The sequence below is a fragment of the Stenotrophomonas rhizophila genome (assembly GCF_020857975.1).
Lineage (GTDB): Bacteria > Pseudomonadota > Gammaproteobacteria > Xanthomonadales > Xanthomonadaceae > Stenotrophomonas > Stenotrophomonas rhizophila_C.
The window spans coordinates 140,927-165,279 of sequence record NZ_JACWUO010000006.1 but is presented as its reverse complement, the minus strand read 5'-3'; the positions used below and the strand labels follow the sequence as shown (position 1 = coordinate 165,279).

The window sequence follows — 24,353 nt, the reverse complement described above, 5'->3', positions numbered from 1 at the left end:
CGCAGGTCGACACGCCCCCTTCAACCGCAGCGGCGTAACCCGGACAGGAGGGCGCGGGTAACCCCATGCAGGACCGTGAGGCGCATGGATGCGCCGACCGAGCCTACAAGGACGTATTCACGGCGTGTCCTGCATGGGGTTGCCCGCGCCCTCCTGACCGATGCCAGGAAGGCGCCCACCAATGCCGCAAGCCAGCATCATCCAGCCACGATGTACTGCTGCAGCTGATCCAGCTTCTGCGCCTGTTCGTCGATCACCGCCTTGACCAGGTCGCCGATCGAAATCACCCCGATCACGCTGCCACCCTCGACCACCGGCAGATGCCGGATACGGTAGTCGGTGACCAGTTGCAGGCAGTGCTCGACCTGTTCGGACGGCGCCACGGTCACTACCTTGGCGGTCATGATCTCGCTGACCGGCGTGGTCCGCGAGGAACGTTCGTGCAGGACGATCTTGCGGGCGTAATCGCGCTCGGACAGGATCCCCGCCAGTTGCCCGCCTTCCATCACCAGCACCGCGCCGATGCCCTTCTCGGCCATCAGGCGGATCGCGTCGATCACCGCAGATTGCGGCGCAACCGCGAACACCTCAGGGGACTTGCCTTCCAACAGCTGTCGTACCGTGGCCATCTCGCTGCCCTCCAACATTGGGATGCACGCCCGAGTCTGCCACGAACGGCGCCTGCCAGGTGTCAACCAGGTACAGCGGGCGCTGCTTGGATTCCTCATACAGCCGCCCCAGGTATTCGCCGATCAGGCCCAGCGCGATCAGCTGCACCCCGCCCAGGAACAGGATCACCACCATCATCGTCGGCCAACCGGCGACACGGTCGCCATACAGCGCCGCCTTGCCCACCACCCACAACGCGAACAGGAAGGCGAAACCGGCCGTGGCCAGCCCCAGGTAAGTGGTCACCCGCAGCGGCGCGGTGGAAAACCCGGTGATGCCTTCCAGCGCGAAGTTCCACAACCGCCACAGCCCGAACTGGCTGTGCCCGGCCATCCGCGCATGGCGGTGGTACGGCAGCGCCACCCGGCGGAAACCGACCCAACCGAACAGGCCCTTCATGAAACGGTGGCGCTCGCGCAGCTGGCCCAGGGCCTGCAGCGCGCGCGGCGACAGCAGCCGGAAATCACCGGTGTCGGCCGGGATCGGGGTCTTGGACAGCCGCCCGATCACCCGGTAGAACATCGCCGCGGTACTGCGCTTGAGCCAGCCCTCGCCGTCGCGCACGCGCCGGGTGCCGTACACGTTGTCATAGCCCTGCCGCCACAGCGCGACGAACTCCGGGATCAGTTCCGGCGGGTCCTGGCCATCGGCATCGAGGATCATCACCGCCCCGGACTCGACAAAATCCAGCCCTGCGGTCAGCGCGGCCTCCTTGCCGAAATTGCGCGACAACCGCAGCACGCCCACCGCAGGGTCGGCCGCGGCCAGCGCCTGCAGCACCGCCCAGGTCGCATCGCTGCTGCCGTCATCCACATACAGGATGCGGCCCTCGATGCCGTCCAGCGCGTCGAGCACCGCACGCAGCCGCGGGTGCAGCAACGGCAGGCTGGCCGCTTCGTTGTACGCGGCGATGACCACGGTCAGGCGTTCTGCAGGCATGCCCGGATTGTAGCCTCCCCCCATGCCGGGCATCGGCGCTCAGTCCTCGCCCAGGTAGGCGTTGCCACCCAGCTGCCGCGCCTGGCGCTGGATCCAGGCCGCGCGCCGCTGCACATAGGGACCGGGCCGGGCCGCGGCGTAGCGCCGCGGCGCCGGCAGCACCGCGGCCAGCCGCGCGCTTTCGGCCGGACTCAGGCGTTTGGCGTCCTTGCCCCAGAACTGGCGCGCGGCGGCCTGGGCACCGTAGATACCGTCGCCGAACTCGGCGATGTTGGCGTACATCTCCAGGATCCGCGATTTCGGCCACAGGGTCTCGATCAGCAGCGTGTACCAGACCTCCAGCCCCTTGCGGACCCAGCTGCGGCCCTGCCAGAGGAACAGGTTCTTGGCCACTTGCTGGCTGATCGTGCTGGCCCCGCGCAGGCGCCCGCCCCTGGCATTGTGGTCGCGCGCCTTCTCGATGGCCTGCAGGTCGAAACCGTTGTGCTCGGGGAAGCGCTGGTCCTCGGCGGCCACCAGCGAAATGGGCAGGCTCGGGGCCATCTGCTCCAGGTCGCGCCACTGGTAATGCAGGCGGTAGTCCCAATCGCCCTGGCCCAGCGCTTCGCCGTAGCGCCACAGCATCACCGTGGACAGCGGCGGGTCGATGAAGCGCAGGACCAGCACCTGCAGTACGCTGAACGCCGCCAACAGCACCGGCAGCCACAGCAGGCGTTTCCAGTGCCAGCGCCGCGGGCGCGACGGTGCCAGGCCCGGCCCGGCCTTGAGGTTGCTGCGCTCTGCCCCCATTACGGATGCATCCTTTGCCTATACGGTTGTCGGCGCATTATCCGGCAACATGCCGCGTTTGCAGCATGCCGCCGTTGCCGCACATCTTTCCCATTCCAGCGCAGCCACCACACCGATGACCGCCCAATCCGACACCCTTACCCGTTTCCTGCTTCCCGATGCCGGCGTCCGCGGCGTGCACGTGCACCTGGATGAGACCTGGCGCGAGATCCTGTCCCACGCCAGCTACCCGCCGGCGGCGGCCGAACTGCTCGGTGAGGCCAGCGTCGCCTCGGCGCTGTTCACCGGCCACACCAAGGTCGATGGGCGCCTGTCGATCCAGCTGCGCAGCAACACCGCCATGCGCACCCTGTTCGCCGAATGCACCGCCGCCGGCACCCTGCGCGGCATCGTGCAGCTGGCCGAGGGCGGCGGCGACGCCCCGCGCGACCTGACCGCGCTGGGCGAGGACGCGCTGCTGGCCATCACCATCGAGAACCCCGGCCTGGACCCGCGCGAACCGCAGCGTTACCAGAGCCTGGTAGGGCTGACCGCCTCGAACCTGGACGAGGCGTTCGAGGACTATTTCCGCCAGTCCGAACAGCTGCCCACCCGCCTGCTGCTGGCCGCCGACGGCGGGCGCGCCGCCGGCCTGCTGCTGCAGAAACTGCCTGGCGATGAAGGCGACCACGACGGCTGGTCGCGGGCCAGCGCCCTGTTCGAGACCCTGGGCAAGCAGGAACTGCTGGAAGTGGCCGGCAATGACCTGCTGCACCGGCTGTTCCATGAAGAGAAGCCGGAACTGCTCGGCGAGCGCCCGCTGCGGTTTGCCTGCTCGTGTTCGCGCGAGCGGGTGCAGGGGATGCTGGAGTCGCTGGGCGAGGCCGAAGCCCGGGCGGCGGCCGAGCCGACCGGCGCGGTGGAGATCCGTTGCGAATTTTGCGGACAGGAGTATCACTTTGCGTTGACGGAACTGGACATACTGTTCGGCGACGCCGTCGTCTCCTCGCCGGCACCTGAACGGCTTCAGTAATCGCCATGCGAGTTTTGTTCTGGGGAGAACGAAGACTTGTTAAGAAATCATAAACGCCCTAGGATCAGTGTCCCGCTTCGGCGGGAACTTGTGTCGATTGCTGCTGTCTGAGAGTTCCCATGCGCCCCCTTCTGCGTCTACCACTGGCCCTGTTGATCGCCCTTGCCGCGATCCCGGGCGCGTATGCGCAATCCAAACCGCGGCAGGACAGCACCGTGCTGCCGATCTGGAACAAGGGCAGCGGCAAGGTCGAAGCCCTGCTGTACCTGGAGCCCACCGGCGAACAGGCGGTGGGCGCGCGCTGGCATTTCGGGCGCAGTTCGCTCGACGCCGCCTTCGGGCTGTCCTCGGGCGATTCGCTGGGCCTGCTCTGCAACAGCAGCCGCGGCACCAGCATCAGCGGCCTGGCCAGCCATTGCATGCTGGCCACCCTGGGCGACGATGACGACGCCCCGCTCAGCCGCCGGGTCAGCGGCACCGCTGCGTTCAACCGCCCTGGCGGTCGCGTGGGCATCACTGCCGGCAGCGGCCGCGATACCCTGCCGGCCTGGCTGGCCGGCCCGAACAAATCGCCGGCGCTGCGCGCCGAGCAGAATGACCTGACCGTGTTTGGCCAGAAGAACATCGGCCGCGAAGGCTTTGTGTCCATTGGCGGCACCTATGCCAAGGCGCGCCTGGTACCGCTGGCCGACGCCTCGCCGGCCCTGGTCGACCGCTGGGACAGCAAGAGCCTGACCTTGGGCGCCGGCTACGGCAATTTCAGCGGCAACATCATCGGCCGGGTGGTGGATGTGCCCGGCCAGCCCGGCAAATGGGAAGGCCTGGGCGTCGGCCTGACCTGGCGCACGCCGTGGAGCGGCCAGCTCACCGTGGGCGCCGAGAACGTCATCAGCCGCGGCAAGAACCCGTTCGCCCCGCGGAATGAGAGCACCGACGAAGGCACCGTGCCCTACGTCCGCTACGAGCAGGATCTGTAAGCCGGTCCACGCCGCCTGCGCGGCGACCGCTGCCGCTGGAAAACGCGCCTGAGGGCGCGTTTTTTTTTGCCCGGGCGCCAGCGCGAGCCCAGCCCTGCCCGGTCGCGGCGCCTCTGAGAGCAGGGGACTGCATCGCGTCACCGCGGATGCAATGTGTCGAAGCGATACGCGTTGATACAAAGCGTGACAAATCAATTGCAACTATTTTCTTCACATAATTTTAACTTTTGATACGCCATGCCGAAAGTAATGACGTAAGCCTATTGATCCACAAGGACTTTGCCGAATTTCACGCATTTCACAGGAAACATTAACGGGACTTTAATTCTCTTGTCGCGGGAGCTACTATCGAGTCAGCCTCGTGGTTGTTGGCACCCTGGTTGGCGCCGCCGCAGGCAAACACCCCAGTGAATACCCAAGATTCCCTTGGAGAGAGAGAGCAATGAACTTTAAGCCCAACAAGCTGCGTGACGCGGTGATCATCGCGCTGGTCGCGACGGCCGCCACTGCCACCGCGCAGGCGCAGGAGTCGGATCAGCCGACCAATCTGGATCGCATCTCGGTCACCGGCTCGCGCATCAAGAGCACCGACATCGAGACCTCCCAGCCGGTGCTCAGCCTGACCCGTGCCGACATCGAAAAGCAGGGCGTGACCTCGGTCGCCGATATCCTGCAGCGCGTCGCCGCCAACGGTGCCGCCCTTAACCGCACGTTCAACAACGGCGGCGACGGTACGGCTGGCATCAGCCTGCGCAACCTGGGCAGCGCCCGCACCCTGGTGCTGGTCAACGGCCGTCGTTGGACCACCGGTCTGGACGGCAGCGTCGATCTGAATACCATCCCGACCGCCATGGTCGAGCGCATCGACGTCCTGAAGGACGGCGCCTCGACGATCTATGGCTCCGATGCCATCGCCGGCGTGGTGAACATCATCACCAAGAAGGACTTCGACGGCGCGGAAGCCAACTTCTACAAAGGCCAGTACAGCGCCGGCGACGGCGAGCGCGAAGCCTATGACTTCACCCTCGGCACCACCACTGATCGCTCTTCGCTCACCCTTGGCGCCTCCTACGTCAAGGAAGGTTCCGTCGGCGCCGGCGATCGTGCGATCTCCGCCGGTGGCCCGCCGTTCTTCAGTGGCCAGAGCAGCACCGGCCTGCCGGGTTCGTACATCCGTGACGGCCGACGTTACGTCATCATCAATGGTACGGAAACGCCGTTCAACAGCCAGATCCACGGCTACAACAGCTCGCCGGACAACTACCTGCTGACCCCGCAGGAACGTACCTCGCTGTTCGCCACCGGTTCGTACAACGTCACCGACAACATCACCTTCCGTACCGAGGCGATGTACAACGAACGCAAGTCCGAACAGTTGCTTGCCGCAATGCCGGTGACCGGCCAGCGCCTCAGTGCTGACAGCATGTACAACCCGTACGGCGTCGACCTGACCGGCGTCAACCGTCGCTTCAACGAAAGCGGCGGCCGTTCGTTCAACCAGAACGTGAAGAACTGGCACTTCTACGGCGGCTTCGAAGGCTTCTTCGAGTTTGCTGACCGCACCTTCGATTGGGATGTCGGTTACCGCTACGACAAGACCGACGAGAACGTCCTGACCTACGGCCTGTTCAACGTGGCCAACCTGCAGAATGCCTATGGCCCGTCGGAACTGCGCAACGGCGTTCCGGTGTGCGTCAGCGCTCCTGGCGGCGACGTTATCCCAGGTTGCGTACCGGTCAATCCGCTTGGCCCGGAAGGTTCCATCTCGCAGGGCGCGATCGATTACACCGCGTTCACCGCACATGATTCCTCGAACCTGGAATCCAAGGGGTACTACGCCAACATCTCCGGCGAAATCGTGCAGCTGCCGGCCGGTGCCCTGGCCTTCGCAGCCGGCTACGAGTACCGCAAGGAAAGCGGTCAGTTCGACCCGGATGCCTTCATCGCCTCGGGTCTGAGCACCGGCAATGGTGCAAAGCCGACCAAGGGCGGCTACGACCTGGACGAGTTCTTCCTGGAACTGTCGATCCCGGTGCTGGCTGACCTGCCGGGCGCGAAGCTGCTGGACTTCAGCGTGGCTACCCGCTACTCGAAGTACAGCAACTTCGGCAACACCACGAACAACAAGTTCGGTTTCCGCTGGAAGCCGATCGATGACCTGATGATTCGTGGTAACTACTCCGAAGGCTTCCGCGCGCCGAGCATCAGCAACATGTTTGCCGGTGACGCCGACTCGTACGAAACCTACGCAGATCCCTGCGCCCTGGCCAACAACCCCACCGGTGGCACGCTGGCGCTGTGTCAGGCTCAAGGTGTGCCGGCCAACTTCATCCAGCCCAACAGCGTCGACTCCGACGATGTCGCCCAGCCGGGCGCGTATCAGACCAACGAGCCGTTCACCTGGACCTCCAACCCGGACCTGAAGCCGGAAACCTCGACCAGCAAGACGCTGGGCCTGGTGTTCAGCCCGAGCTTCGTGCAGGGCCTGAACGTGACCCTGGACTGGTGGCAGATCGAGGTCGAAGATGCGATCACCCGTCCGGCGATCGGCGACATCATGGATCGTTGCTACTCGGGTAACGCCACCGAGCAGGCTGCGTACTGCGGTCTGATCACGCGTGACCCGAACTACGGCACCACGGCAGAGAACTACACCATCACCAACGTGCGCATGCCGCTGCAGAACCTGGCGTCGTACAAGGTCGAAGGCTGGGATCTGGGCATCATGTATCGCCTGCCGGAGACCTCGTTCGGTCAGTTCACCGTCAGCTGGGACAGCACCTACCTGAGCAAGTGGGAAACCAAGGCGACGAGCGAATCCGCCGCCGAAGGCTACCAGGGCCGGTATCTGGACCAGGACCCCTACTGGCGCATCCGTTCCAATCTGTATGTGGATTGGAGCTTCGGCGATTTCGGCGTCAACTGGGGCATGCGCTACAAGTCGGGCATTACCGAAGAGTGCGATCTGGGCTCGCTGCAGAACTACTGCTCGGATCCGGAGGGCTTGGAAAACCGCCTGCCGACCACGGTCTATCATGACGTCCAGGTCCGCTACAACACGCCGTGGAATGGCACCGTCATGCTTGGCTTGAACAACGCGTTCGACAAGCAGCCGCCGGTCTCCTACCAGGTCTCGTACAACATGTTCGACCCGCAGTACGACCTGCCGGGCCGCTACATGTACATGCAGTACAAGCAGAAGTTCTGATCGATTCACTGATCGGCACCTGATGCAGCAACGGCCCCGAAAGGGGCCGTTGTTTTTTGTGCCGCCGCTAAAGTGGACGGCACCATCGCCCACGAGAAAGGCCGCATCGCTGCGGCCTTTCTGCATGGATCCGGGCAGCACTCAGCCGATCGGGATCAAGGTCTCGATCACGTGCTCCACATACGCCTCGAAATCCTCGCGCGCCTGCTTGGGCTGCTGCAGCTGCAGCGACAGCTGCAGGAAGCCGACATAGGCCGCGTAGGCCAGCCGCGCGCGGTGCTGCGCATCGGTGCGGCTCAGGCCGGCCTGGCGGAACGAGGCCACCAGGTATTCCAGCCGGCGGTGCGACACGCGATCGATCACCGGGCGCACCATCGGATGGTCCAGTGCCTTGAGCAGCTCGCTGTAGATGATGTGCGGCTGCACTTCGTGGGCCACCACCTGGAACAGCTGGCGCAGGCGTACGCGCGGGTCCGGCACGTCTTCCAGGCTGCCGAATACCTGCTCCTGCTCGAACAATTCCCAGCGTTCCAGCGCGGCCTGCAGCAGCGCATCGCGCGAGGGGAAATGCCAGTAGAAACTGCCCTTGGTCACCCCCAGGCGGCGTGCCAGCGGCTCGACCGCCACCGCGCCCACTCCTTGTTCGGCAATCAGGTCCAGGGCGGCCTGGGCCCAGTCTTCCGCGCTCAGGCGGCTGTTGCGGCCGGCACGTGGCTCGCCGGCGGAAGCTTCAGGTTCATTCATGAGGTGATTTAACCATACGCTGGGGTGGGTGTGCGCCGAAGGGGCCGCCAGGCAGCGCCACCGGGCCCCGCCGCGGCTGCGCCGGTAGCGGTCGACGGCCCGTCCAGCATCACCATACCCCAAAGTATTGACATGCCACAGGGCAGGTCCATACTAGCGAGTATGGTCACTCCTTCTTCTACCCTGCCTCGTTTTGACGATGAGCGACTGACCGCCGCGCACGATGCCGTGCTGGCCGCCACCCGCTCCCCGCCCGGGCGCCGCGGCACTGTGTTGTTCGCCCACGGCTTCGGCCAGACCCGGCACGCCTGGACCGCCGCCGCGCAGGCGCTGGCCGGCGCCGGTTACCAGACCCTGGCCTATGACGCCCGCGGCCATGGCGACTCGGACTGGAACCCGGCCGCGCTGGCCTACCACGGCCAGCAATTCGCCGATGACCTGATCGTGCTGGCCGGTGAGCAGGCGCAACCCCCGGTGCTCGTGGCCGCTTCGATGGGCGGACTGTTCGGGCTGCTCGCCGAATCGCGCTGGCCGGGCCTGTTCGCGGCGATGGTGCTGGTGGACATCACCCCGCGCTGGGACACCGCCGGCGTCGAAAAGATCCTGATGTTCATGACCGCCCACCCGGACGGTTTCGCCTCGCTGTCGCAGGCCGCCGACGTCATTTCGGCCTACCTGCCGCACCGCCCGCGCAAATCCGACGCCTCCCTGCGCGCGCTGCTGCGCGAGGACGGCCAGGGCCGCTGGCGTTGGCACTGGGACCCGCGCCTGGTGGCCGAGCTGGCGCGCGACAGCGAACAGCACCAGGACGCGCTGGCCGATGCCGCGCGCCAGGTGAAATGCCCGCTGCTGCTGGTCAGCGGCGGGCGCAGCAACCTGGTCACCCCGCAGACGGTGGCCGAATTCCTCGCGTTGGCGCCGCATGCGCGCCATGTGCAGTTGCCGGAGGCCACGCATATGGTCGCCGGTGATGACAACAACGCCTTTACCGCTACTGTGTTGGACTATCTGGACGTGTTGCCCTCGGCCTCCGCCGTGGCACAGTCCGCCACTACCGAGCACGTCACCGGAGCACGCTCATGAGCATTGTCGTCCCCTTCCTGGCCATCCTGCTGGCGGGCGCCTTCGTCGCCTACCACCGGATGCGGCTGATCACCTGGACGATCATCAGCGTGGCGATCCTCGCCGCCTGCTGGTTCATCCCCTACGTGAACCAGACCGCCACCCTGGTGGCCGCAGCCATCGTTGCGCTCATCGTGGTGCCGCTGCTGCTGCCGTTCATCCGCAAGCCGCTGCTGACCGCGCCGATGATGAAGGTGTTCCGCAAGGTGCTGCCGCCGCTGTCGCAGACCGAACGCATCGCGCTGGAAACCGGCTCGGTCGGTTTCGAAGGCCAGCTGTTCACCGGCGACCCGGACTGGAACATCCTGCTCAACTACCCCAAGCCGCAGCTAACCGCCGAGGAACAGGCCTTCCTGGATGGCCCGGTCGAAGAGCTGTGCAGGATGGTCAACGACTGGGAAATCACCCACGTCTACGCCGACCTGCCGCCGGAGCTGTGGAGCTTCATCAAGAAGAACAAGTTCTTCGGCATGATCATTCCGAAGGAATACGGCGGCCTGGGCTTCAGCGCGCTGGCCCACCACAAGGTGATCCAGAAGCTGGCCTCGGTGTCGAGCGTGGTCAGCTCCACCGTCGGCGTGCCGAACTCGCTGGGCCCGGGCGAACTGCTCAACCATTACGGCACCCAGGAACAGAAGGACCAGTACCTGCCGCGCCTGGCCGATGGCCGTGAAGTGCCGTGCTTCGGCCTGACCGGTCCGTTTGCCGGCTCGGATGCGACCTCGATTCCCGATTACGGCATCGTCTGCAAGGGCGAGTGGAACGGCGAGCAGGTGCTCGGCGTCAAGCTCACCTTCGACAAGCGCTACATCACCCTGGCCCCGGTGGCCACGCTGATCGGCCTGGCCTTCCGCATGTACGACCCGGACGGACTGATCGGCACCACCCGCGATATCGGCATCACCCTGGCGCTGCTGCCGCGCGACACCGCCGGCGTGGAGATCGGCCGCCGCCACTTCCCGCTCAACTCCACCTTCCAGAACGGCCCGATCCGCGGCAAGGATGTCTTCATCCCGCTGACCCAGCTGATCGGCGGCGCCGAGAAGGCCGGCAAGGGCTGGAACATGCTCAACGAGTGCCTGGCCGTGGGCCGCTCGATCACCCTGCCCTCCACCGCCAGTGGTGGTGCCAAGGCCGGTGCGGTGGTGACCGGTGCCTATGCGCGCATCCGCAAGCAGTTCGGCCTGTCGGTCGGCCGCTTCGAGGGCGTGGAAGAGGCGCTGGCCCGGATCGGCGGCAAGGCCTATGCGATCAGCGCGCTGTGCCAGGCCACGGCGGCGGCGGTGGACCGCGGCGACGTGCCGTCGGTGCCGTCGGCGATCGCCAAGTACCACTGCACCACCATGAGCCGCGAAGTGATCTCGGACATGATGGATGTGATCGGCGGCAAGGGCATCATCCTGGGACCGCGCAACTTCGCCGGCCGCAGCTGGCAGGCCGCGCCGATCGCTATCACGGTGGAAGGCGCCAACATCATGACCCGCAGCCTGCTGATCTTCGGCCAGGGTGCGATTCTGTGCCATCCGTGGGTGCTCAAGGAAATGAAGGCCGCCCAGGACCCCGATACCCGTGCCGGCCTGCAGGAATTCGACCGCAGCCTGTTCGGCCATATCCGCTTCGGCATCTCCAACGCCGTGCGTTCGTTCTGGTTCGGCCTGACCGGCGCGCGCATCGGTGCCGCCCCGGGCGACGCCTACACCCGCCGCTACTTCCGCAAGCTGGACCGTTACTCGGCCAACCTGGCGCTGATGGCCGACATCTCGATGATGACCCTCGGCGGCAAGCTGAAGTTCAAGGAATCGCTGTCCGGCCGCCTGGGCGATGTGCTGAGCCACATCTACATGACCAGCGCCATGCTCAAGCGCTACCACGACGAAGGCGCGCCGACCGCCGACCAGCCGCTGCTGGCCTGGGCCTTCCATGACAGCGTGCACAAGATCGAAGAGTCGCTGTCGGCGGCGCTGCGCAACTTCCCGATCCGCCCGATCGGCTGGCTGATGTGGCTGCTGATCTTCCCGTTCGGCCGCCGCGCCGAAGCCCCGGGCGACCGCCTGGGCCACCGCGTCGCCGCGCTGCTGATGGCGCCCAACGAAGCCCGCGACCGCCTGGCCAATGGCGTGTTCCTGACCCCGTGCGAGAACAACCCCGGTGGCCGCATCAACAGCTACCTGTCCAAGGCGATCATGGCCGAGCCGGTCGAGCGCAAGTTCATCAAGGCGGTCAAGACCAAGGGCATCGAAGCGCTGGACTTTGTCACCCAGCTGGACGAAGCCGTGGCCGAAGGGGTGATCACCCAGGACGAACGCACCCTGCTCGAAGAGCTGCGCGTGCTGACCCTGGAAACCATCACCGTGGACGACTTCGATCCGCGCGAACTGCGCTCGGCCGGTTACCACGACCTCCAGCACAAGGATCGGCAGTCGCAGGAAGCGGCGTGATCCCGGCAGCAAGGCAATAACAACAACGGCGGACTTCGGTCCGCCGTTTTTCTTGGGAGACCCATCAATGTCCGCTCCACTGCTCAAGCTCTACCAGCGCATGCAACGCTGGCCCGCCGGCAACTGGCTGTTCGCGCGCGCGGTGTGCTTCAAGGCGCCCTACTTCGCCAGCATCGCCCCGCGCATCACCCTGCTCGAAGCGGCCCGCTGCGAAGGCCGCATCGCGCACCGTCGCCGGGTGCGCAACCACATCGGCACCGTGCATGCCATCGCCCTGTGCAACCTGGCCGAACTCACCGCCGGGCTGATGGTCGACGCCTCCCTGCCCAGCGGCATGCGCTGGATCCCCAAGGGCATGGAGGTGAAGTACCTGGCCAAGGCCATCGGCACCCAGCACGCGGTCGCCACGCCCGCCCAGCCGATCGTCAGCGCGGACGCGGGCTACGCCCTGCCGGTCAACGTGCAGATCCGCGATACCGCGGGGACGGCGGTGTTCGAGGCGCGGATCGACATGTGGGTATCGCCGGTCAAGCGCTGATCATTGCCGCGCCGCCACGCAGGCGTGGTTCGACCGGGGTAGCGTGTGCGCCGAGGTAGAGCCACGCCCTGCGGGGCCGCACCGCCTCAGGCCGGCACCATCCACCATGCCGCCACCGCCAGGATCGCCGGCAGCGCCTGGATGAAGAAGATCCGCTTGTTGACGCTGTAGGCGCCATAGCAGCCAGCCACGATCACGCAGCCGAGCATGAAGTTCACCAGCATCGGCAAGTGGTCGAACAGGCCCCAGAACAGGCCCGCGGCCAGGAAGCCGTTGTACAGCCCCTGGTTGGCCGCCAGCACCCGCGTGGCCTGCGCCTTCTCGGGGGTGTTGCGGAAGGTCTTCAGCCCCAGCGGATGCGTCCACAGGAACATCTCCAGGACCAGGAAGTACACATGCAACAGCGCGACCACCAGGGTCAGGATCAGTGCGGTCCAGTACATGCGCAACCCTCGAACAAGATGGAGGAAGCTTACTCCGGGCGCTCGCCCGGCAGTTTCTTTTCTTCGCCCAGCACCCCGAACGCGGCAGCGGTCATCAACCCGGCCACCACCAGGCCGCCGGCGAACACCGCGTGCGAGCCGAACAGCGACAGCCCCTTGTGCACCCAGGCGAAGGTCAGGTCGGCACCGCGGTAGACCACCGTGTCGATCGCCGCGCCGGCCTTGTAGCGCCACTGGCGGTCCACCCGGGTGTACAGGGTCTCGCGTGCGGGCTTGGCCAACGAGAACTCGCTGGCGCGGGTCATCACCTGCACCATCGCCACCAGCATCGGCAGCGGCGAGGCGGCCAGCACCGAGAAACCGACGATGATCGCAAAGCCGGGAATCAACAGCGCCGGGCCGATGCCATGGCGCGACAGCAGCCAGCGGGTCAGGCCCAGCTGCAGCAGCAGGGTGAGCGCGTTGACCGCCAGGTCCACCCGCGAGAAGAACGCGGTGCTCGCGGCCGGATCGGTATACAGGCGGCGTACGATCGCGGCCTGCTCGTTGTACAGCAGCGTGCCGATGCCCACGCCGAACAGCACCAGCGCCGCCAGCCAGCGCAGCAGCGGCTCGCGTGCGATCAGCTTCAGGCCATCGAGCACACTGCCGCCCATCGGGGTTTCACCCGACGCCAACTGCTGTTCCTGCTCGCGCGCCACGGCCCACAGCCGCAGCCGCCAGATGCAGACCAGGCAGGTGGTGAGGAACCCGGCCGAGACCAGCATCAGGTTGGCGATGCCGACCTGCTCCACCAGCGCCGAGGTGATGACCGGGCCGAGGAACGCACCGAGGGTGCCGGCCGCGCCGATGTAGCCGTACACCGCACGCGCCTGGGCGTTGGAGAACACATCGGCCATGAAGCTCCAGAACACCGCCACCGCGAACAGGTTGAACACCGCCGCCCAGAAGAAGAACGCCATGCCGCGCCCGGGCACGCCACTGTCGAACAGCAGGTAGAAGCCCAGCAGGGAGACGATGAAGAAACCGTACACCGCCGGCAGGAACACCCGCCGCGGGTAGCGGCTGACCAGCGCGCCGTACAGCGGCTGCAGCACCAGCATGATCACGAACACGCAGGTGAACAGCACCTGCAGCACGAAGTCCTGCAGCGCGATGCCGTGCGCGCTGAACCAGTCGATCATCACCGGCGGGAACACCGCCTTCGGGTCGGCCGAGGCCGCCATCGCTTCGCGTACCGGGCGCAGCACGTAGTAGCCGCTGAGCAGGCAGAAGAAATACAGGCAGGCCCAGATCAGCGGCGGCGATTGCCGCAGCGCCGCGCGCAGGCCGGTCCGCACCGGTGCCGCAGCACTCATCGCACCCACTCCCGGCTCGGGCGGCGTGGCAACGGCAGCATCGTGGGAACTCCGGGCAGCAAAGCGCGCAAGGTAAACGATGCACCGCAACATCGCCAGCCTCCGGCGTGCCCATCCACGCAACCCAGCGTGATGCCACCCCGTCGCCCCGTGGCCGGCCGACCTGGCCCATGCTCAACCGCTGCGGTGGGGGACGGCCAATGCCCGACCATCATGCTGGCCAGGCGCGCCGCCCAGTGGCGGCTGGAACAGGCTGGCGGCGGCTGAACAGGGCTGCGCCCGAGGCCAGGCCGATGCCGCCGCATGGCGATGCAAAAACCGCGCCTTTTCAACACGATACGCATTCATCTTCGCTTGGTTTGTGTAATCGGGAACAGCAGCGCTAGAATCGGCCACAGCAGTTGCGCACGGGCCCAAAACGATGAATCAGAACAGCAGGCGTCGACCGATCCGTTCGGCGGCAACCGGATTGCTGGGCATATTGATGCCCATCGCCATGTCGTCCACTGCACAGACCCCCAGTGCCGCCCCGGCTGCGTTCCCGGTGAACATCGAGAACGCTGCGGCGATTGCGCACACCCAACCGGCGGCGTACCGCCCCACCGTCGCCGCGCGCCAGGTGCTGGCGCCGGCGCCGGGCTTCAATGTGGCCGCGATCGAATCGATGGCCCAGCAGCTCACCTACGGCGAACGCGTGCCCGGCATGGCCGTGGCGATCGTGCAGGGCGGCCGCGTGCTCAGCGCGCGCGGCTACGGCGTCACCGACGTCAACAATCCGCAGATGGTCGACGCGCATACCGTGTTCCGCCTGGCCTCGCTGTCCAAGGCCTTCGCCGGCACCATGGCCGGCCTGCTGGTCAACGACGGCACCCTGCGCTGGGACAGCAAGGTCACCGACTACGTGCCCGGGTTCCAGCTGAGCACGCCTGAAGCCACCGAACGGCTGACCGTGGCCGACCTGCTCAGCCACCGCGTCGGCCTGCCCTACAACGCCTACGACCGCGATGTGGAAGGCAACGCCGAGTACTACACGCTCACCCACAAGCTGGCCTCGACCTCGCTCAAGTGCCTGCCGGGCGATTGCTACGCCTACCAGAACGTGGCCTTCAGCCTGATCGGCGATGTGGTCTACGCCGCCTCCGGCAGCTTCTACGAACAGTCGGTCGAACGCCGTCTGTTCAAGCCGCTGGGCATGGACGACGCCAGCCTGGGCCTGGCCGGCATCCAGGCCAGCTCGCGCTGGGCGCGCCCGCACGTGCGCAGCCGCAACGGCTGGGTGGCACTGACTCCCAAGCCCACCTACTACCGGCTGGCGCCGGCCGCCGGCGTCAATGCCAGCGCCAGCGACATGGCGCAGTGGCTGCTGGCCCATACCGGGCACCGCCCCGATGTGCTGCCCGCGCCGCTGCTGGCCACGCTGCACTCGACCCTGATCAGCACCCCCGGCGAAATGCGCTCGGGCTGGCGCCGCGAGCGCCTGCACTCGGCCGGCTACGCACTGGGCTGGCGCAACTTCGATTACGCCGGCCATGAGGTGGTCTTCCACGCCGGTGCCGTGCAGGGCTACCGCGGCCTGGTGGCGCTGGTACCCGAGCGCGACCTGGGCATCGCGATCATGTGGAACGGCGAAAGCAGCCTGCCCAGCGGCCTGCTGCCGACCGTGCTGGACGCGGCCATGGGCCTGCCCAGCCAACGCTGGCTGGACGTGGACACCGACTTCGGCAGCGACAACCTGATGGCCGAAGACGGTGCCCCGCAGCCGGGCAAGCGCAAGGGCGTGTCGTCCAACCGCGCGGTGGCATCGCCGCGCTGAGTCGAGGACGGGCTGAATCGGAAAGGCGACCTGCGGGTCGCCTTTTTTGTGTCCCGGAGAAACCGGGCAGCGCGGGGAGCCGTCCAGCGAAAGCAACTACCGGTCCGTATACACCAACCCATCCCACCGGACAGCGTGGCGCTCTTCGATCCGCCATGGGAAAGTGTGGAGAGGGCGTCGGGCGGCCCAGTATAAAAACGCGCATAAAAAAACTCCCTCCCCGCTGGGCTGCCGGGGAAGGAGTTTCAGGGTACGGCTATCGGGAAACGCTTAGATCAGCGGTGCCGGGGTTGCCGGCAGGGCGACCGGGGCGGCCTTCTTCTTGCGGGCCACCGGCTTGCGCTTTGCAACCTTCTTCACCGCCTTCTTGGCAGCGGCCTTGCGGGCCGGCGCCTTCTTCGCGGTGGCCTTCTTGGCGACCTTGCGGACGGCCTTCTTGGCGGTCTTCTTTACCGCTTTCTTGGCAGTCTTCTTGGCGGCCGCTTTCTTGGCTACCTTGCGGACGGCCTTCTTGGCGGTCTTCTTTACCGCTTTCTTGGCGGTCTTCTTGGCAGCCGCCTTCTTGGCTACCTTGCGGACAGCCTTCTTGGCGGTCTTCTTCGCTGCCTTCTTGGCAGTGGCCTTCTTGGCGACCTTCTTGACCGCCTTCTTTGCCGTCTTCTTCACTGCCTTGCGGGCGGTGGCCTTCTTGGCGGCCTTCTTCACCGTCTTCTTGGCCGCCGCCTTCTTGGCGACCTTCTTCACGGCCTTCTTCGCAGTGGCCTTCTTAGCGACCTTCTTGACCGCCTTTTTGGCGGCCGGCTTTTTCTTCGCAGCTTTCTTGGTTGCCATGGGATGGCTCCTCGTCAGTGATCTATGGAGTTTGAACGCCCAGGTAAAGCAAACCCGCAGATGCTGCGTCGCGGGGACCGCCGTCGCGTCATGCGCGTCGTGACGGATACGGTGATACCCGCCGCATGCGGCCAGGCAGGTATCGAATCAGAAAGGGGCTTGCGGTTCGCCGAGGGAAGCGAAGCCATCTCCACCGTCTTGGGACGCGAGGTGGATGTCCAGGTTGTGCTTCGCGACTGGATGTCGATTCTGCTCACTCTGTTCGCAGGCAAGGTCTGCTGGGCGAAACCTAATCACGCCTTTTTCCACTGTCAACAACCCGGGCGAAAAATTTTCACATCCACGCCTCCCGCCGCAGCGCCGCCACACCCCGCAAACCGTCCCGCCGCGCCCCGTGCAGACGCCATGCAGACCATCCCGGCAACCGCCGTGCACGCCACATGCAAAAAGAAAACCACTTAAAAGAAGCACTTTTGCATTCGGCGCCAGGTTTGAGCGCGCGCATCGCCACTGCATCGGCCGCGCCGCCGCCGACGCCCCGATGCGTCCCAACACGGGAGCAAAACAGAGGCGAAAAGTTTTCACATCCCGGAGCGCTTTTTGCCACCGGATTTGCACAAATGCGCAAACTTTTGGACGCCGACGGCGGCGATGTCGGCGCCGTCGGCATCGGTTGCGCGCCGCGTGCACGACCGCCGCGGCGGTGTCGGGCACGCGCACCGCGACCGATCGATCCCTGCTTATGACCACCGCGCGCATCCACCCAACGCATCCGCATGAGGCCGTTCGCCGGCCGAAGGGTGCACCGATTGCGCCGAACCCATCACGCACCACTAACGCCGCCGGCGTCGCCGCGCGGCCGCCGACCGATCCGGCTCGAGCATCGGCCCGGGTCGAGCGCACCCACCGCAGCCACGACGATCGCCGGCCTCGGTGGCGATGCTCCCAAAAAAAACGGCCGCACCAGGCGACCGTTTTTTCCCAGCCACGACCAGGCTCAGTGGTCGTCGTCTTCCAGCAGCTCGGCGTACTCGTCCGGGCCGAGCAGATCGTTCAGTTCGTCGGTGGCCGAGAACTCGACCACGTAGATCCAGCCCTCGCCGTAGGCATCTTCGTTGATGGTTTCCGGCTTGTCGCTCAGGGCCTCGTTGACCTCGACCACCTTGCCGGTGACCGGGCTGTACACATCCGAGGCGGCCTTGACCGACTCGACCACGGCGGCCTGCTGGCCTGCCTTCACTTCATCGCCCACCGCCGGCAGCTCGACATAGACCAGGTCGCCAAGCAGGCCCTGGGCATGGTCGGAAATACCGATGGTGACGCGGCCGTTGCCTTCCACGCGTGCCCACTCGTGGGACTTGAGGAATTTGAGGTCGCCGGGGATCTCGCTCATGGGACTGCTCCGAGGAATTTCAGGGGGTCAAGAAACGGGGGTAGTGTAACCAACCGGCGCGGACTGCCGACAGACCGCCGCCGGGCAATATCAGGCGTCGGCCAGCACGCCGGGCTGGGCCTGGCCTTCGCGCACGAACGGGAACTTCACCACCCGCACCGGCACCTGCTTGCCGCGGATGTCCACGTGCACCTGGCCCAGCTCGCCGGCCGGCACGCGGGCGAAGGCGATGCCCTTGCCCAGGGTCGGGGAGAACGTGCCGGACAGGATCTCGCCCTGGCCGCTGGCGGTCAGCACCGCCTGGCCGTGGCGCAGCACGCCCTTCTCATCCATCACCAGACCGATCAGCTGGCGCGCGTCGCCGGCGGCCTTCTGCGCTTCCAGCACCGGGCGGCCGATGAAGTCGCGGCCTTCGTCCAGTGCCACCGTCCAGGCCAGGGCGGCTTCAAAGGGGGTGATCGTCTCGTCCATGTCCTGCCCGTACAGATTCATGCCCGCCTCCAGGCGCAGCGTGTCGCGCGCGCCCAGTCCGGCCGGGCGCACGCCGGCGGCGGCCAGTGCGTTCCAGAATGCGACCACCTCGGTCTGCGGCAGCAGGATCTCGAAACCATCCTCGCCGGTGTAGCCGGTACGGGCCACGAACAGCGGCGTGCCGCTGGCGGCGGTGGCCTGCAGCGCGGCGAAGCGGCCCAGCTTTTCCAGCGCGGCGCGGTCGCCTTCGCCGACCAGGCCGATGACCCGTTCGCGCGCGGTCGGGCCCTGCACGGCGATGATCGCCAGGTCCTCGCGCTCGGTCACCTGCACATCGAAGGCGGCCGCCTGTTCGCCGATCCAGGCCAGGTCCTTCTCGCGGGTGGAGGCGTTGACCACCATGCGGAAGAAATCGTCGGCCAGGTAGTACACGATCAGGTCGTCGATGACCCCGCCGCGCGGGTTGAGCATGCACGAGTACAGCGCCTTGCCGGTGACCTTGAGCTTGTCCACCGAGTTGGCCAGCAGCCGGCGCAGGAACGGCTTGACCTGTTCACCACGCAGGTCGACCACGGTCATGTGGCTGACGTCGAACATGCCGGCGTCGGCGCGCACCAGGTGGTGCTCGTCCAGCTGCGAGCCGTAATGGATGGGCATGTCCCAGCCACCGAAATCGACCATCTTGGCGCCGAGCGCGCGGTGGGTGTCGTTGAGAAGCGTCTTCTGGGTCATGACCGGTTCCGGGGGAATGAAAACAAGAACGCCATTATCCCAGAACCGCCTTCACAACGCGTGCGGCGCTGCGGTATGCAGCGCGTGGCCGTGTTTCCACGGTGCCGCCCGGCGGCCGGCGCTAGGACGCGCGCGGGGCGAACATGATCACCATCATCCCGGCCAGGCACAGCCCGGCGCCGAGCAGGTCCCAGCGGCTGGGACGGATGCCGTCCACCAGCCACAGCCAGAACAGCGCGCTGCCGATGTAGACGCCGCCGTAGGCGGCATACACGCGGCCGCTGGCGGCCGGATGCAGGGTCAGCAGCCACGCGAACAGGGCCAGGCTGGCCGCAGCCGGCAGCAGCAACCAGGCACTGCCGTCGCGGCGCAGCCACAGCCAGGGCAGATAGCAGCCGACGAGCTCGGCCGCGGCGGTCAGCACGAACAGCAGCAGGGTTTTCACGACGCCGCTTCGTCGGCCTTGACCTGCTGCCAGAGCCGCTCCTGTGCATCCAGGTCCAGTGCGGCGATGCCCTGCCCGGCCGCGTCGGCCTGCGCTTCCATCGCCCGGAAGCGGCGTTCGAACTTGTGGTTGGCCTGGCGCAGCGCCGCGCCCACGTCGACCCTGGCGTGCCGGGCCAGGTTGGCGCAGACGAACAGCAGGTCGCCCAGCTCTTCCTGCAGGCGGGCGTGGTTGTCCTGCACCGGCCCGCGCGCGAATTCGGCGGCGACCTCGTCCAGTTCCTCGCGTACCTTGTCGATCACCGGTGCCGGGCCGGGCCAGTCGAACCCCACCCGCGCCGCGCGCGCCTGCAGCTTCACCGCGCGTTGCCACTCGGGCAACCCGCGCGAGATGCCGGCCAGCGCCGAGGTATCGGCATGGCCCTTGGCCGCGCGCTCGGCGCGCTTGATCGCCTCCCAGTTGGTGTTGACGTCTTCGGCGCCGTCGACCTGTACCTGGGCAAACACGTGCGGATGCCGGCGCTGCATCTTGTCGCTGATCGAACGGGCCACGTCGGCAAAGCCGAAAGCCTGCTGTTCGCTGGCCATCTGCGCATGGAACACCACCTGCAGCAGCAGGTCGCCGAGTTCGTCCTGCAGATCGCCCAGGTCGCCGCGGTCGATCGCGTCGGCCACCTCGTAGGCTTCCTCGATGGTGTACGGGGCGATGCTGGCAAAGTCCTGCTGCAGGTCCCAGGGGCAGCCCCGCTGCGGATCGCGCAGCCGCGCCATGATGCCCAGCAGGCGTTCCAGTTCGGCAGTGGCGGACATCCGGGGCTCCTTGGCAGGCATCAGTCGGGCAACCAGTCCCGCCACGGCAGGCGGGTGTCGCCCAGGGCGATGAAATCGCCGTTCAACAGGGTCTCGCGGCGGTTGTAGCGGAACGGCTTGCCGGTGGCGGCCGACAGCACCGCGCCGCCGGCGGCATGCAGCACGCACTGGCCTGCGGCGGTGTCCCATTCGGAGGTGGGGCCCAACCGCGGGTATACGTCCAGCGTGCCTTCGGCAAGCCGGCAGAATTTCAGCGACGAACCCTGCGCGACCACCTCGATCTCGCCCATCCGCTCCAGCAGGGCCTGGGTCTGCACGCTGCGGTGCGAGCGGCTGGCGGCGACCTGCAGCGGCGCCGTGGCGGGGGTGCGGGTGCGCAGCACCGAGTCGCGCATGCCATCACGGCGGTAGGCCAGCTCACCGCGCATGGCGTGCCAGACCACGCCGGTGACCGGTGCCTGCACCACGCCAAAGGCCGGCGCACCCTGGTAGATCAAGGCGATGTTGACGCTGAATTCGTCGTTGCGCTTGACGAATTCGCGGGTACCGTCCAGCGGGTCCACCAACCAGTACGCGCCCCAATGCTGGCGCACATCCCACGGCACGTGCGCCGATTCCTCCGACAGGATCGGCAGCTCCGGGGTGAGCTGCCGCAGGCCGCGCTCGATCACCTGGTGGGCGGCCAGGTCGGCGGCGGTCAGCGGGCTGTGATCGGGCTTGATCTGCACCTCGAACGGGGCGGCATACACCGCCATGATGGCGGCGGCGGCGTCCTGGGCGATGGCGATGACGGTTTCGCGCAGATCGGTGGTGAGTTTGATCATTCTCCGCGTCCCAGCCACTGGCGCGCGATGAACAGCGCGGCCAGCGAGCGGCCTTCTGAGAAATCCTCACGCAGCATCAACTGGTCCAGGTCGGCCAGCTTCCACGGCACCACTTCCAGTTCCTCCGGCTCGTCGCCGGCCAGGCGCTCGGGATACAGATCGCGCGCCACCACCAGCCACGACTGGTGGCTCATGTAGGTCGGGGCCAGGGTCATCGCGCGCAGCACGTCCAGGCGGCGGGCACCGTAACCGGCCTCTTCCTTCAGTTCGCGGTCGGCGGCCTGCACCGGGGTTTCGCCGGCATCGATGCGGCCCTTGACCAGGCCCAGTTCGTAGCGGTGCATCCCGGCGGCGTATTCACGCACCAGCAGCACGGTCTGGTCGTCCAGCATCGGCACCACCACCACCGCGCCATGGCCCTGGCTGACCAGGCGCTCGAAGCGGCGGCGCTCGCCGTTGGAGAACTCCAGGTCCAGATGCTGGCGCTGGAACGGCCCGCTCTGCTCGTCCGTGATCTTGTGGATGATGGGCAGGCGACGGCTCATGCGAGCATCTCTAGAATGGGAACTGGTGAAAACGTCTTCATGAGCCTGAAATGCTAGCAGACCCAGCCCCCTCCACGCTGGCCGATCGGTGGCGGCAACGCGACCTGGCCGTGTTGTGGCACCCGTGCACGCAGATGCGCGAACACCCCGACACCCTGCCGCTGGTGCCGATCGCCCGTGGTGAAGGCCCGTGGTTGATCGATCATGACGGCAAACACTACCTGGATGCGGTCAGCAGCTGGTGGACCAACCTGTTCGGCCATGCGCAGCCGCGCATCGGCGCGGCCATCGCCCGCCAGGCCACCCAGCTGGAGCAGGTGATGCTGGCCGGCTTCAGCCACGAACCGGCGGTGGCCCTGGCCGAACGGCTGCTGGCGATCGCCCCGCGCCAGGCCGGGCGCGCCCCGCTGGCCAAGGTGTTCTACGCCGACAACGGCTCGGCCGGGGTGGAAGTGGCGCTGAAGATGGCCTTCCACTACTTCCGCAACCGCGGCGAGCACCATCGCACCCGCTTTGTGGCCTTGGAGAACGGCTACCACGGCGAAACCCTGGGCGCGCTGTCGGTGGGCGATATCCCGCTGTACCGCCGCGTGTATGCGCCGCTGCTGACCGAGGCGCTGTTCGCGCCGTCGCCGGACGCCTACCTGGCCGAGCCGGGGCAGAGTGCGGTCCAGCGCGCCCACCAGGCCGCCGATGCGCTGGCCACCCTGTTCGACCAGCATCCCGGTGAAATCTGCGCGGTGATCCTGGAGCCGCGCCTGCAATGCGCCGGCGGCATGCGCATGCACGACCCGGTGTACCTGCAGCGCGCCCGCGAACTGTGCGATGCCAACGGCGCGTTCCTGATCGCCGATGAGATCGCCACCGGCTTCGGCCGCACCGGCACGATGTTCGCCTGCGAACAGGCCGGGGTGATGCCCGACCTGCTGTGCCTGTCCAAGGGCCTGACCGGGGGCTTCCTGCCGCTGTCGGCGGTGCTCGCCACCCAGGCGCTGTACGACGCGTTTCTGGATGAGTCGCGCGAACGCGCGTTCCTGCATTCGCACAGCTACACCGGCAACCCGCTGGCCTGTGCCGCGGCCCTGGCCACGCTGGATATCTTCGCCAGCGAGGACGTGATCGCGCGCAACCGCGGCACCGCCGAGGTGATGGCCCGCCTGGCCGCGCCGTTCAACGACCACCGGCACGTGGCCGATGTGCGCCAGGCCGGGATGGTGGTGGCCTTCGAACTGACCCGCAATGGCGACAAGCGCACACCCTTCCCCGCCGAGGCGCGGGTGGGGCTGCATGCCTATACCGCCGCGCTCAAGCGCGGGGTGGTGCTGCGCCCGCTGGGCAACGTGCTGTACTGGATGCCGCCGTACTGCGTGGAAGACCAACACCTGGATCTGCTCGCGCAGACCACCCTGGCCGCGATCGAGGAGGCTGTTGCATGCGTGTGACCCGTTGCCATGTTGCCCACCCGCTGGCGCTCGGCCAGATCCTGTCGCTGCCCGAAGAAGCGGCCAACCACCTGGTGCGGGTGATGCGGCTGCGCGAAGGCGACGGCTGCGTGCTGTTCAATGGTGACGGGCACGATTACCCGGCCACGCTGGTGGTGGTGGGCAAACGCGATGCGCAGGTGCGCATCGATGCCGCGCTGGCGCTGGACAACGAATCGCCGCTGCACATCACCCTGCTGCAGGGCATCGCGCGCGGCGAGAAGATGGACCTGATCCTGCAGAAGGCGACCGAACTGGGCGTGGCCGCGATCGTGCCGGTCAACGCCGAGCGCACCGAAGTGAAGCTCGATGCGGCGCGTGCGGAAAAGCGGCTGGCGCACTGGAACAATGTGGTGGTGTCGGCCTGTGGCCAGTCCGGTCGCGCGCGGGTGCCGGCCGTGGCGGCGCCGCAATCGCTGCTGGAGGCCGCACGCAGCATGCCCGCCGACGCACTCAAGCTGACCCTGGACCCGCTTGGCGCGCATCGCCTGTCCACCCTGCCGGCCGCGCCCGGCGGAGTGGTGATCGCGATCGGCCCGGAGGGCGGCTGGTCGCCGCGCGACCGGCAGGCATTGGCCGAGGCGGGATTCCAGGGCCTGCAGCTGGGCCCGCGCATCCTGCGCACCGAAACGGCCGGACTGGCCGCGATCGCGGCCGTGCAGGCGCGGCTGGGCGACCTGGGCTGACCGATCACATTCGGGTAGGTAGCGACCGTTGGTCGCTACCGGCCTGGTCCGGGTCGGTGTCATGCAGGTGCCGACCAACGGTCGGC

General features: G+C 67.0%; 23 protein-coding genes. 10 read left to right on the top strand and 13 right to left on the bottom strand.

The genetic code is table 11. The annotated features are described in order from the left end of the window. Positions 1 to 197 precede the first annotated feature (197 nt). From IC535_RS08225 to mtgA, 3 genes are read right to left on the bottom strand one after another with little or no spacing between them, the layout of a single operon-like run. Positions 198 to 629 (bottom strand): CBS domain-containing protein, encoded by a 432-nt coding sequence (locus IC535_RS08225; protein WP_228884175.1) that lies wholly within the window; start codon positions 627 to 629, stop codon positions 198 to 200. Beyond that, positions 589 to 1,608 carry a glycosyltransferase family 2 protein gene (locus tag IC535_RS08220; protein ID WP_228884174.1) on the bottom strand — a complete coding sequence of 340 codons (1,020 nt, stop codon included), beginning with the start codon at positions 1,606 to 1,608 and terminating at the stop codon, positions 589 to 591. Before IC535_RS08220 ends, IC535_RS08225 begins: the two co-directional genes overlap by 41 nt. Before the next feature lie 39 nt (positions 1,609 to 1,647). Continuing rightward, a complete protein-coding gene (gene mtgA / locus IC535_RS08215; protein WP_228884173.1) occupies positions 1,648 to 2,397 on the bottom strand; it encodes a monofunctional biosynthetic peptidoglycan transglycosylase in 750 nt (249 codons plus the stop codon). A gap of 115 nt (positions 2,398 to 2,512) precedes the next feature. Here mtgA and IC535_RS08210 point away from each other — a divergent pair, with 115 nt between their 5' ends. The 3 genes from IC535_RS08210 (at position 2,513) to IC535_RS08200 (ending at position 7,594) form a co-directional block, all read left to right on the top strand. Next, complete coding sequence (locus tag IC535_RS08210) at positions 2,513 to 3,409, top strand: Hsp33 family molecular chaperone HslO (protein ID WP_228884172.1); 897 nt, start codon at positions 2,513 to 2,515, stop codon at positions 3,407 to 3,409. 119 nt (positions 3,410 to 3,528) lie between these two features. Further along, a complete protein-coding gene (locus tag IC535_RS08205; RefSeq protein ID WP_228884171.1) occupies positions 3,529 to 4,386 on the top strand; it encodes a hypothetical protein in 858 nt (285 codons plus the stop codon). A 442-nt stretch (positions 4,387 to 4,828) separates the two neighbouring features. After that, positions 4,829 to 7,594, top strand: coding sequence for a TonB-dependent receptor (locus tag IC535_RS08200; RefSeq protein WP_228884170.1), 2,766 nt, complete (start codon positions 4,829 to 4,831; stop codon positions 7,592 to 7,594). A 141-nt stretch (positions 7,595 to 7,735) separates the two neighbouring features. Here the strand turns inward: IC535_RS08200 and IC535_RS08195 are convergent, their stop codons facing one another. Further along, positions 7,736 to 8,338 carry a TetR/AcrR family transcriptional regulator gene (locus IC535_RS08195; protein ID WP_228884169.1) on the bottom strand — a complete coding sequence of 201 codons (603 nt, stop codon included), beginning with the start codon at positions 8,336 to 8,338 and terminating at the stop codon, positions 7,736 to 7,738. 162 nt (positions 8,339 to 8,500) lie between these two features. Between IC535_RS08195 and IC535_RS08190 the strand changes: the two genes are divergently transcribed. The 3 genes from IC535_RS08190 to IC535_RS08180 all read left to right on the top strand — a co-directional run bounded on the left by IC535_RS08190 (position 8,501) and on the right by IC535_RS08180 (position 12,436). Next, a complete protein-coding gene (locus IC535_RS08190) occupies positions 8,501 to 9,421 on the top strand; it encodes an alpha/beta fold hydrolase (RefSeq protein ID WP_228884168.1) in 921 nt (306 codons plus the stop codon). After that, positions 9,418 to 11,898 (top strand): acyl-CoA dehydrogenase, encoded by a 2,481-nt coding sequence (locus IC535_RS08185; protein WP_228884167.1) that lies wholly within the window; start codon positions 9,418 to 9,420, stop codon positions 11,896 to 11,898. The genes IC535_RS08190 and IC535_RS08185 overlap by 4 nt, the downstream gene beginning before the upstream one ends. 67 nt (positions 11,899 to 11,965) lie before the next feature. Continuing rightward, positions 11,966 to 12,436, top strand: coding sequence for a hotdog fold domain-containing protein (locus tag IC535_RS08180; protein ID WP_228884166.1), 471 nt, complete (start codon positions 11,966 to 11,968; stop codon positions 12,434 to 12,436). 86 nt (positions 12,437 to 12,522) lie between these two features. Here IC535_RS08180 and IC535_RS08175 read toward each other — a convergent pair whose 3' ends face one another. Both IC535_RS08175 and IC535_RS08170 read right to left on the bottom strand, forming a co-directional pair. Continuing rightward, entirely contained in the window at positions 12,523 to 12,879 is a 357-nt protein-coding gene (locus IC535_RS08175) for a DUF1304 domain-containing protein (RefSeq protein ID WP_228884165.1), read from the bottom strand. A 29-nt stretch (positions 12,880 to 12,908) separates the two neighbouring features. Then, positions 12,909 to 14,237 carry an NTP/NDP exchange transporter gene (locus IC535_RS08170; protein ID WP_228884164.1) on the bottom strand — a complete coding sequence of 443 codons (1,329 nt, stop codon included), beginning with the start codon at positions 14,235 to 14,237 and terminating at the stop codon, positions 12,909 to 12,911. Between the two features lie 421 nt (positions 14,238 to 14,658). On the opposite strand from IC535_RS08170, the gene IC535_RS08165 reads away from it, so the two are divergent. After that, positions 14,659 to 16,050 carry a serine hydrolase domain-containing protein gene (locus tag IC535_RS08165; RefSeq protein ID WP_228884163.1) on the top strand — a complete coding sequence of 464 codons (1,392 nt, stop codon included), beginning with the start codon at positions 14,659 to 14,661 and terminating at the stop codon, positions 16,048 to 16,050. A 270-nt stretch (positions 16,051 to 16,320) separates the two neighbouring features. On the opposite strand, the gene IC535_RS08160 is transcribed toward IC535_RS08165, so the two are convergent. After that, a complete protein-coding gene (locus tag IC535_RS08160) occupies positions 16,321 to 16,881 on the bottom strand; it encodes a hypothetical protein (RefSeq protein WP_228884162.1) in 561 nt (186 codons plus the stop codon). A 24-nt stretch (positions 16,882 to 16,905) separates the two neighbouring features. Here IC535_RS08160 and IC535_RS08155 point away from each other — a divergent pair, with 24 nt between their 5' ends. Then, a complete protein-coding gene (locus IC535_RS08155; RefSeq protein ID WP_228884161.1) occupies positions 16,906 to 17,343 on the top strand; it encodes a hypothetical protein in 438 nt (145 codons plus the stop codon). Positions 17,344 to 17,878: 535 nt separating this feature from the next. Here IC535_RS08155 and gcvH read toward each other — a convergent pair. From gcvH to nudE, 6 genes are all read right to left on the bottom strand, one after another. Then, positions 17,879 to 18,274: a glycine cleavage system protein GcvH gene (gcvH, locus tag IC535_RS08150; RefSeq protein ID WP_228884160.1), complete on the bottom strand. Its 396-nt coding sequence runs from the start codon at positions 18,272 to 18,274 to the stop codon at positions 17,879 to 17,881. A gap of 90 nt (positions 18,275 to 18,364) precedes the next feature. Further along, positions 18,365 to 19,477: a glycine cleavage system aminomethyltransferase GcvT gene (gcvT, locus tag IC535_RS08145; protein WP_228884159.1), complete on the bottom strand. Its 1,113-nt coding sequence runs from the start codon at positions 19,475 to 19,477 to the stop codon at positions 18,365 to 18,367. Positions 19,478 to 19,598: 121 nt separating this feature from the next. Next, the gene (locus IC535_RS08140; protein ID WP_228884158.1) at positions 19,599 to 19,922 is read right to left on the bottom strand and encodes a YnfA family protein; all 324 of its coding nucleotides are present in this window, start codon (positions 19,920 to 19,922) and stop codon (positions 19,599 to 19,601) included. After that, positions 19,919 to 20,731, bottom strand: coding sequence for a nucleoside triphosphate pyrophosphohydrolase (gene mazG / locus IC535_RS08135; protein WP_228884157.1), 813 nt, complete (start codon positions 20,729 to 20,731; stop codon positions 19,919 to 19,921). Before mazG ends, IC535_RS08140 begins: the two co-directional genes overlap by 4 nt. A 20-nt stretch (positions 20,732 to 20,751) precedes the next feature. Beyond that, the gene (gene cysQ, locus IC535_RS08130) at positions 20,752 to 21,555 is read right to left on the bottom strand and encodes a 3'(2'),5'-bisphosphate nucleotidase CysQ (RefSeq protein WP_228884156.1); all 804 of its coding nucleotides are present in this window, start codon (positions 21,553 to 21,555) and stop codon (positions 20,752 to 20,754) included. Further along, positions 21,552 to 22,100, bottom strand: coding sequence for an ADP compounds hydrolase NudE (gene nudE / locus IC535_RS08125; RefSeq protein WP_228884155.1), 549 nt, complete (start codon positions 22,098 to 22,100; stop codon positions 21,552 to 21,554). The genes cysQ and nudE overlap by 4 nt, the downstream gene beginning before the upstream one ends. Before the next feature lie 50 nt (positions 22,101 to 22,150). On the opposite strand from nudE, the gene bioA reads away from it, so the two are divergent. Beyond that, positions 22,151 to 23,542, top strand: a complete 1,392-nt coding sequence (bioA, locus tag IC535_RS08120) for an adenosylmethionine--8-amino-7-oxononanoate transaminase (RefSeq protein ID WP_228884154.1) — start codon at positions 22,151 to 22,153, stop codon at positions 23,540 to 23,542. Next, complete coding sequence (locus IC535_RS08115) at positions 23,533 to 24,267, top strand: 16S rRNA (uracil(1498)-N(3))-methyltransferase (RefSeq protein ID WP_228884153.1); 735 nt, start codon at positions 23,533 to 23,535, stop codon at positions 24,265 to 24,267. The genes bioA and IC535_RS08115 overlap by 10 nt, the downstream gene beginning before the upstream one ends. Positions 24,268 to 24,353: the final 86 nt, after the last annotated feature.

Excerpts from the sequence above, each read along its gene's own strand:
- IC535_RS08210 (WP_228884172.1), top strand. The coding sequence starts at position 2,513 with ATGACCGCCCAATCCGACACCCTTACCCGTTTCCTGCTTCCCGATGCC.
- IC535_RS08185 (WP_228884167.1), top strand. The coding sequence starts at position 9,418 with ATGAGCATTGTCGTCCCCTTCCTGGCCATCCTGCTGGCGGGCGCCTTC.
- IC535_RS08190 (WP_228884168.1), top strand. The coding sequence starts at position 8,501 with ATGGTCACTCCTTCTTCTACCCTGCCTCGTTTTGACGATGAGCGACTG.
- nudE (WP_228884155.1), bottom strand. The coding sequence starts at position 22,100 with ATGAGCCGTCGCCTGCCCATCATCCACAAGATCACGGACGAGCAGAGC.
- cysQ (WP_228884156.1), bottom strand. The coding sequence starts at position 21,555 with ATGATCAAACTCACCACCGATCTGCGCGAAACCGTCATCGCCATCGCC.
- IC535_RS08200 (WP_228884170.1), top strand. The coding sequence starts at position 4,829 with ATGAACTTTAAGCCCAACAAGCTGCGTGACGCGGTGATCATCGCGCTG.
- IC535_RS08170 (WP_228884164.1), bottom strand. The coding sequence starts at position 14,237 with ATGAGTGCTGCGGCACCGGTGCGGACCGGCCTGCGCGCGGCGCTGCGG.
- bioA (WP_228884154.1), top strand. The coding sequence starts at position 22,151 with ATGCTAGCAGACCCAGCCCCCTCCACGCTGGCCGATCGGTGGCGGCAA.
- mtgA (WP_228884173.1), bottom strand. The coding sequence starts at position 2,397 with ATGGGGGCAGAGCGCAGCAACCTCAAGGCCGGGCCGGGCCTGGCACCG.
- IC535_RS08205 (WP_228884171.1), top strand. The coding sequence starts at position 3,529 with ATGCGCCCCCTTCTGCGTCTACCACTGGCCCTGTTGATCGCCCTTGCC.
- gcvH (WP_228884160.1), bottom strand. The coding sequence starts at position 18,274 with ATGAGCGAGATCCCCGGCGACCTCAAATTCCTCAAGTCCCACGAGTGG.
- IC535_RS08165 (WP_228884163.1), top strand. The coding sequence starts at position 14,659 with ATGAATCAGAACAGCAGGCGTCGACCGATCCGTTCGGCGGCAACCGGA.
- IC535_RS08225 (WP_228884175.1), bottom strand. The coding sequence starts at position 629 with ATGGCCACGGTACGACAGCTGTTGGAAGGCAAGTCCCCTGAGGTGTTC.
- IC535_RS08220 (WP_228884174.1), bottom strand. The coding sequence starts at position 1,608 with ATGCCTGCAGAACGCCTGACCGTGGTCATCGCCGCGTACAACGAAGCG.
- mazG (WP_228884157.1), bottom strand. The coding sequence starts at position 20,731 with ATGTCCGCCACTGCCGAACTGGAACGCCTGCTGGGCATCATGGCGCGG.
- IC535_RS08175 (WP_228884165.1), bottom strand. The coding sequence starts at position 12,879 with ATGTACTGGACCGCACTGATCCTGACCCTGGTGGTCGCGCTGTTGCAT.
- IC535_RS08195 (WP_228884169.1), bottom strand. The coding sequence starts at position 8,338 with ATGAATGAACCTGAAGCTTCCGCCGGCGAGCCACGTGCCGGCCGCAAC.
- IC535_RS08155 (WP_228884161.1), top strand. The coding sequence starts at position 16,906 with ATGGAGTTTGAACGCCCAGGTAAAGCAAACCCGCAGATGCTGCGTCGC.
- gcvT (WP_228884159.1), bottom strand. The coding sequence starts at position 19,477 with ATGACCCAGAAGACGCTTCTCAACGACACCCACCGCGCGCTCGGCGCC.
- IC535_RS08115 (WP_228884153.1), top strand. The coding sequence starts at position 23,533 with ATGCGTGTGACCCGTTGCCATGTTGCCCACCCGCTGGCGCTCGGCCAG.
- IC535_RS08180 (WP_228884166.1), top strand. The coding sequence starts at position 11,966 with ATGTCCGCTCCACTGCTCAAGCTCTACCAGCGCATGCAACGCTGGCCC.
- IC535_RS08160 (WP_228884162.1), bottom strand. The coding sequence starts at position 16,881 with ATGGCAACCAAGAAAGCTGCGAAGAAAAAGCCGGCCGCCAAAAAGGCG.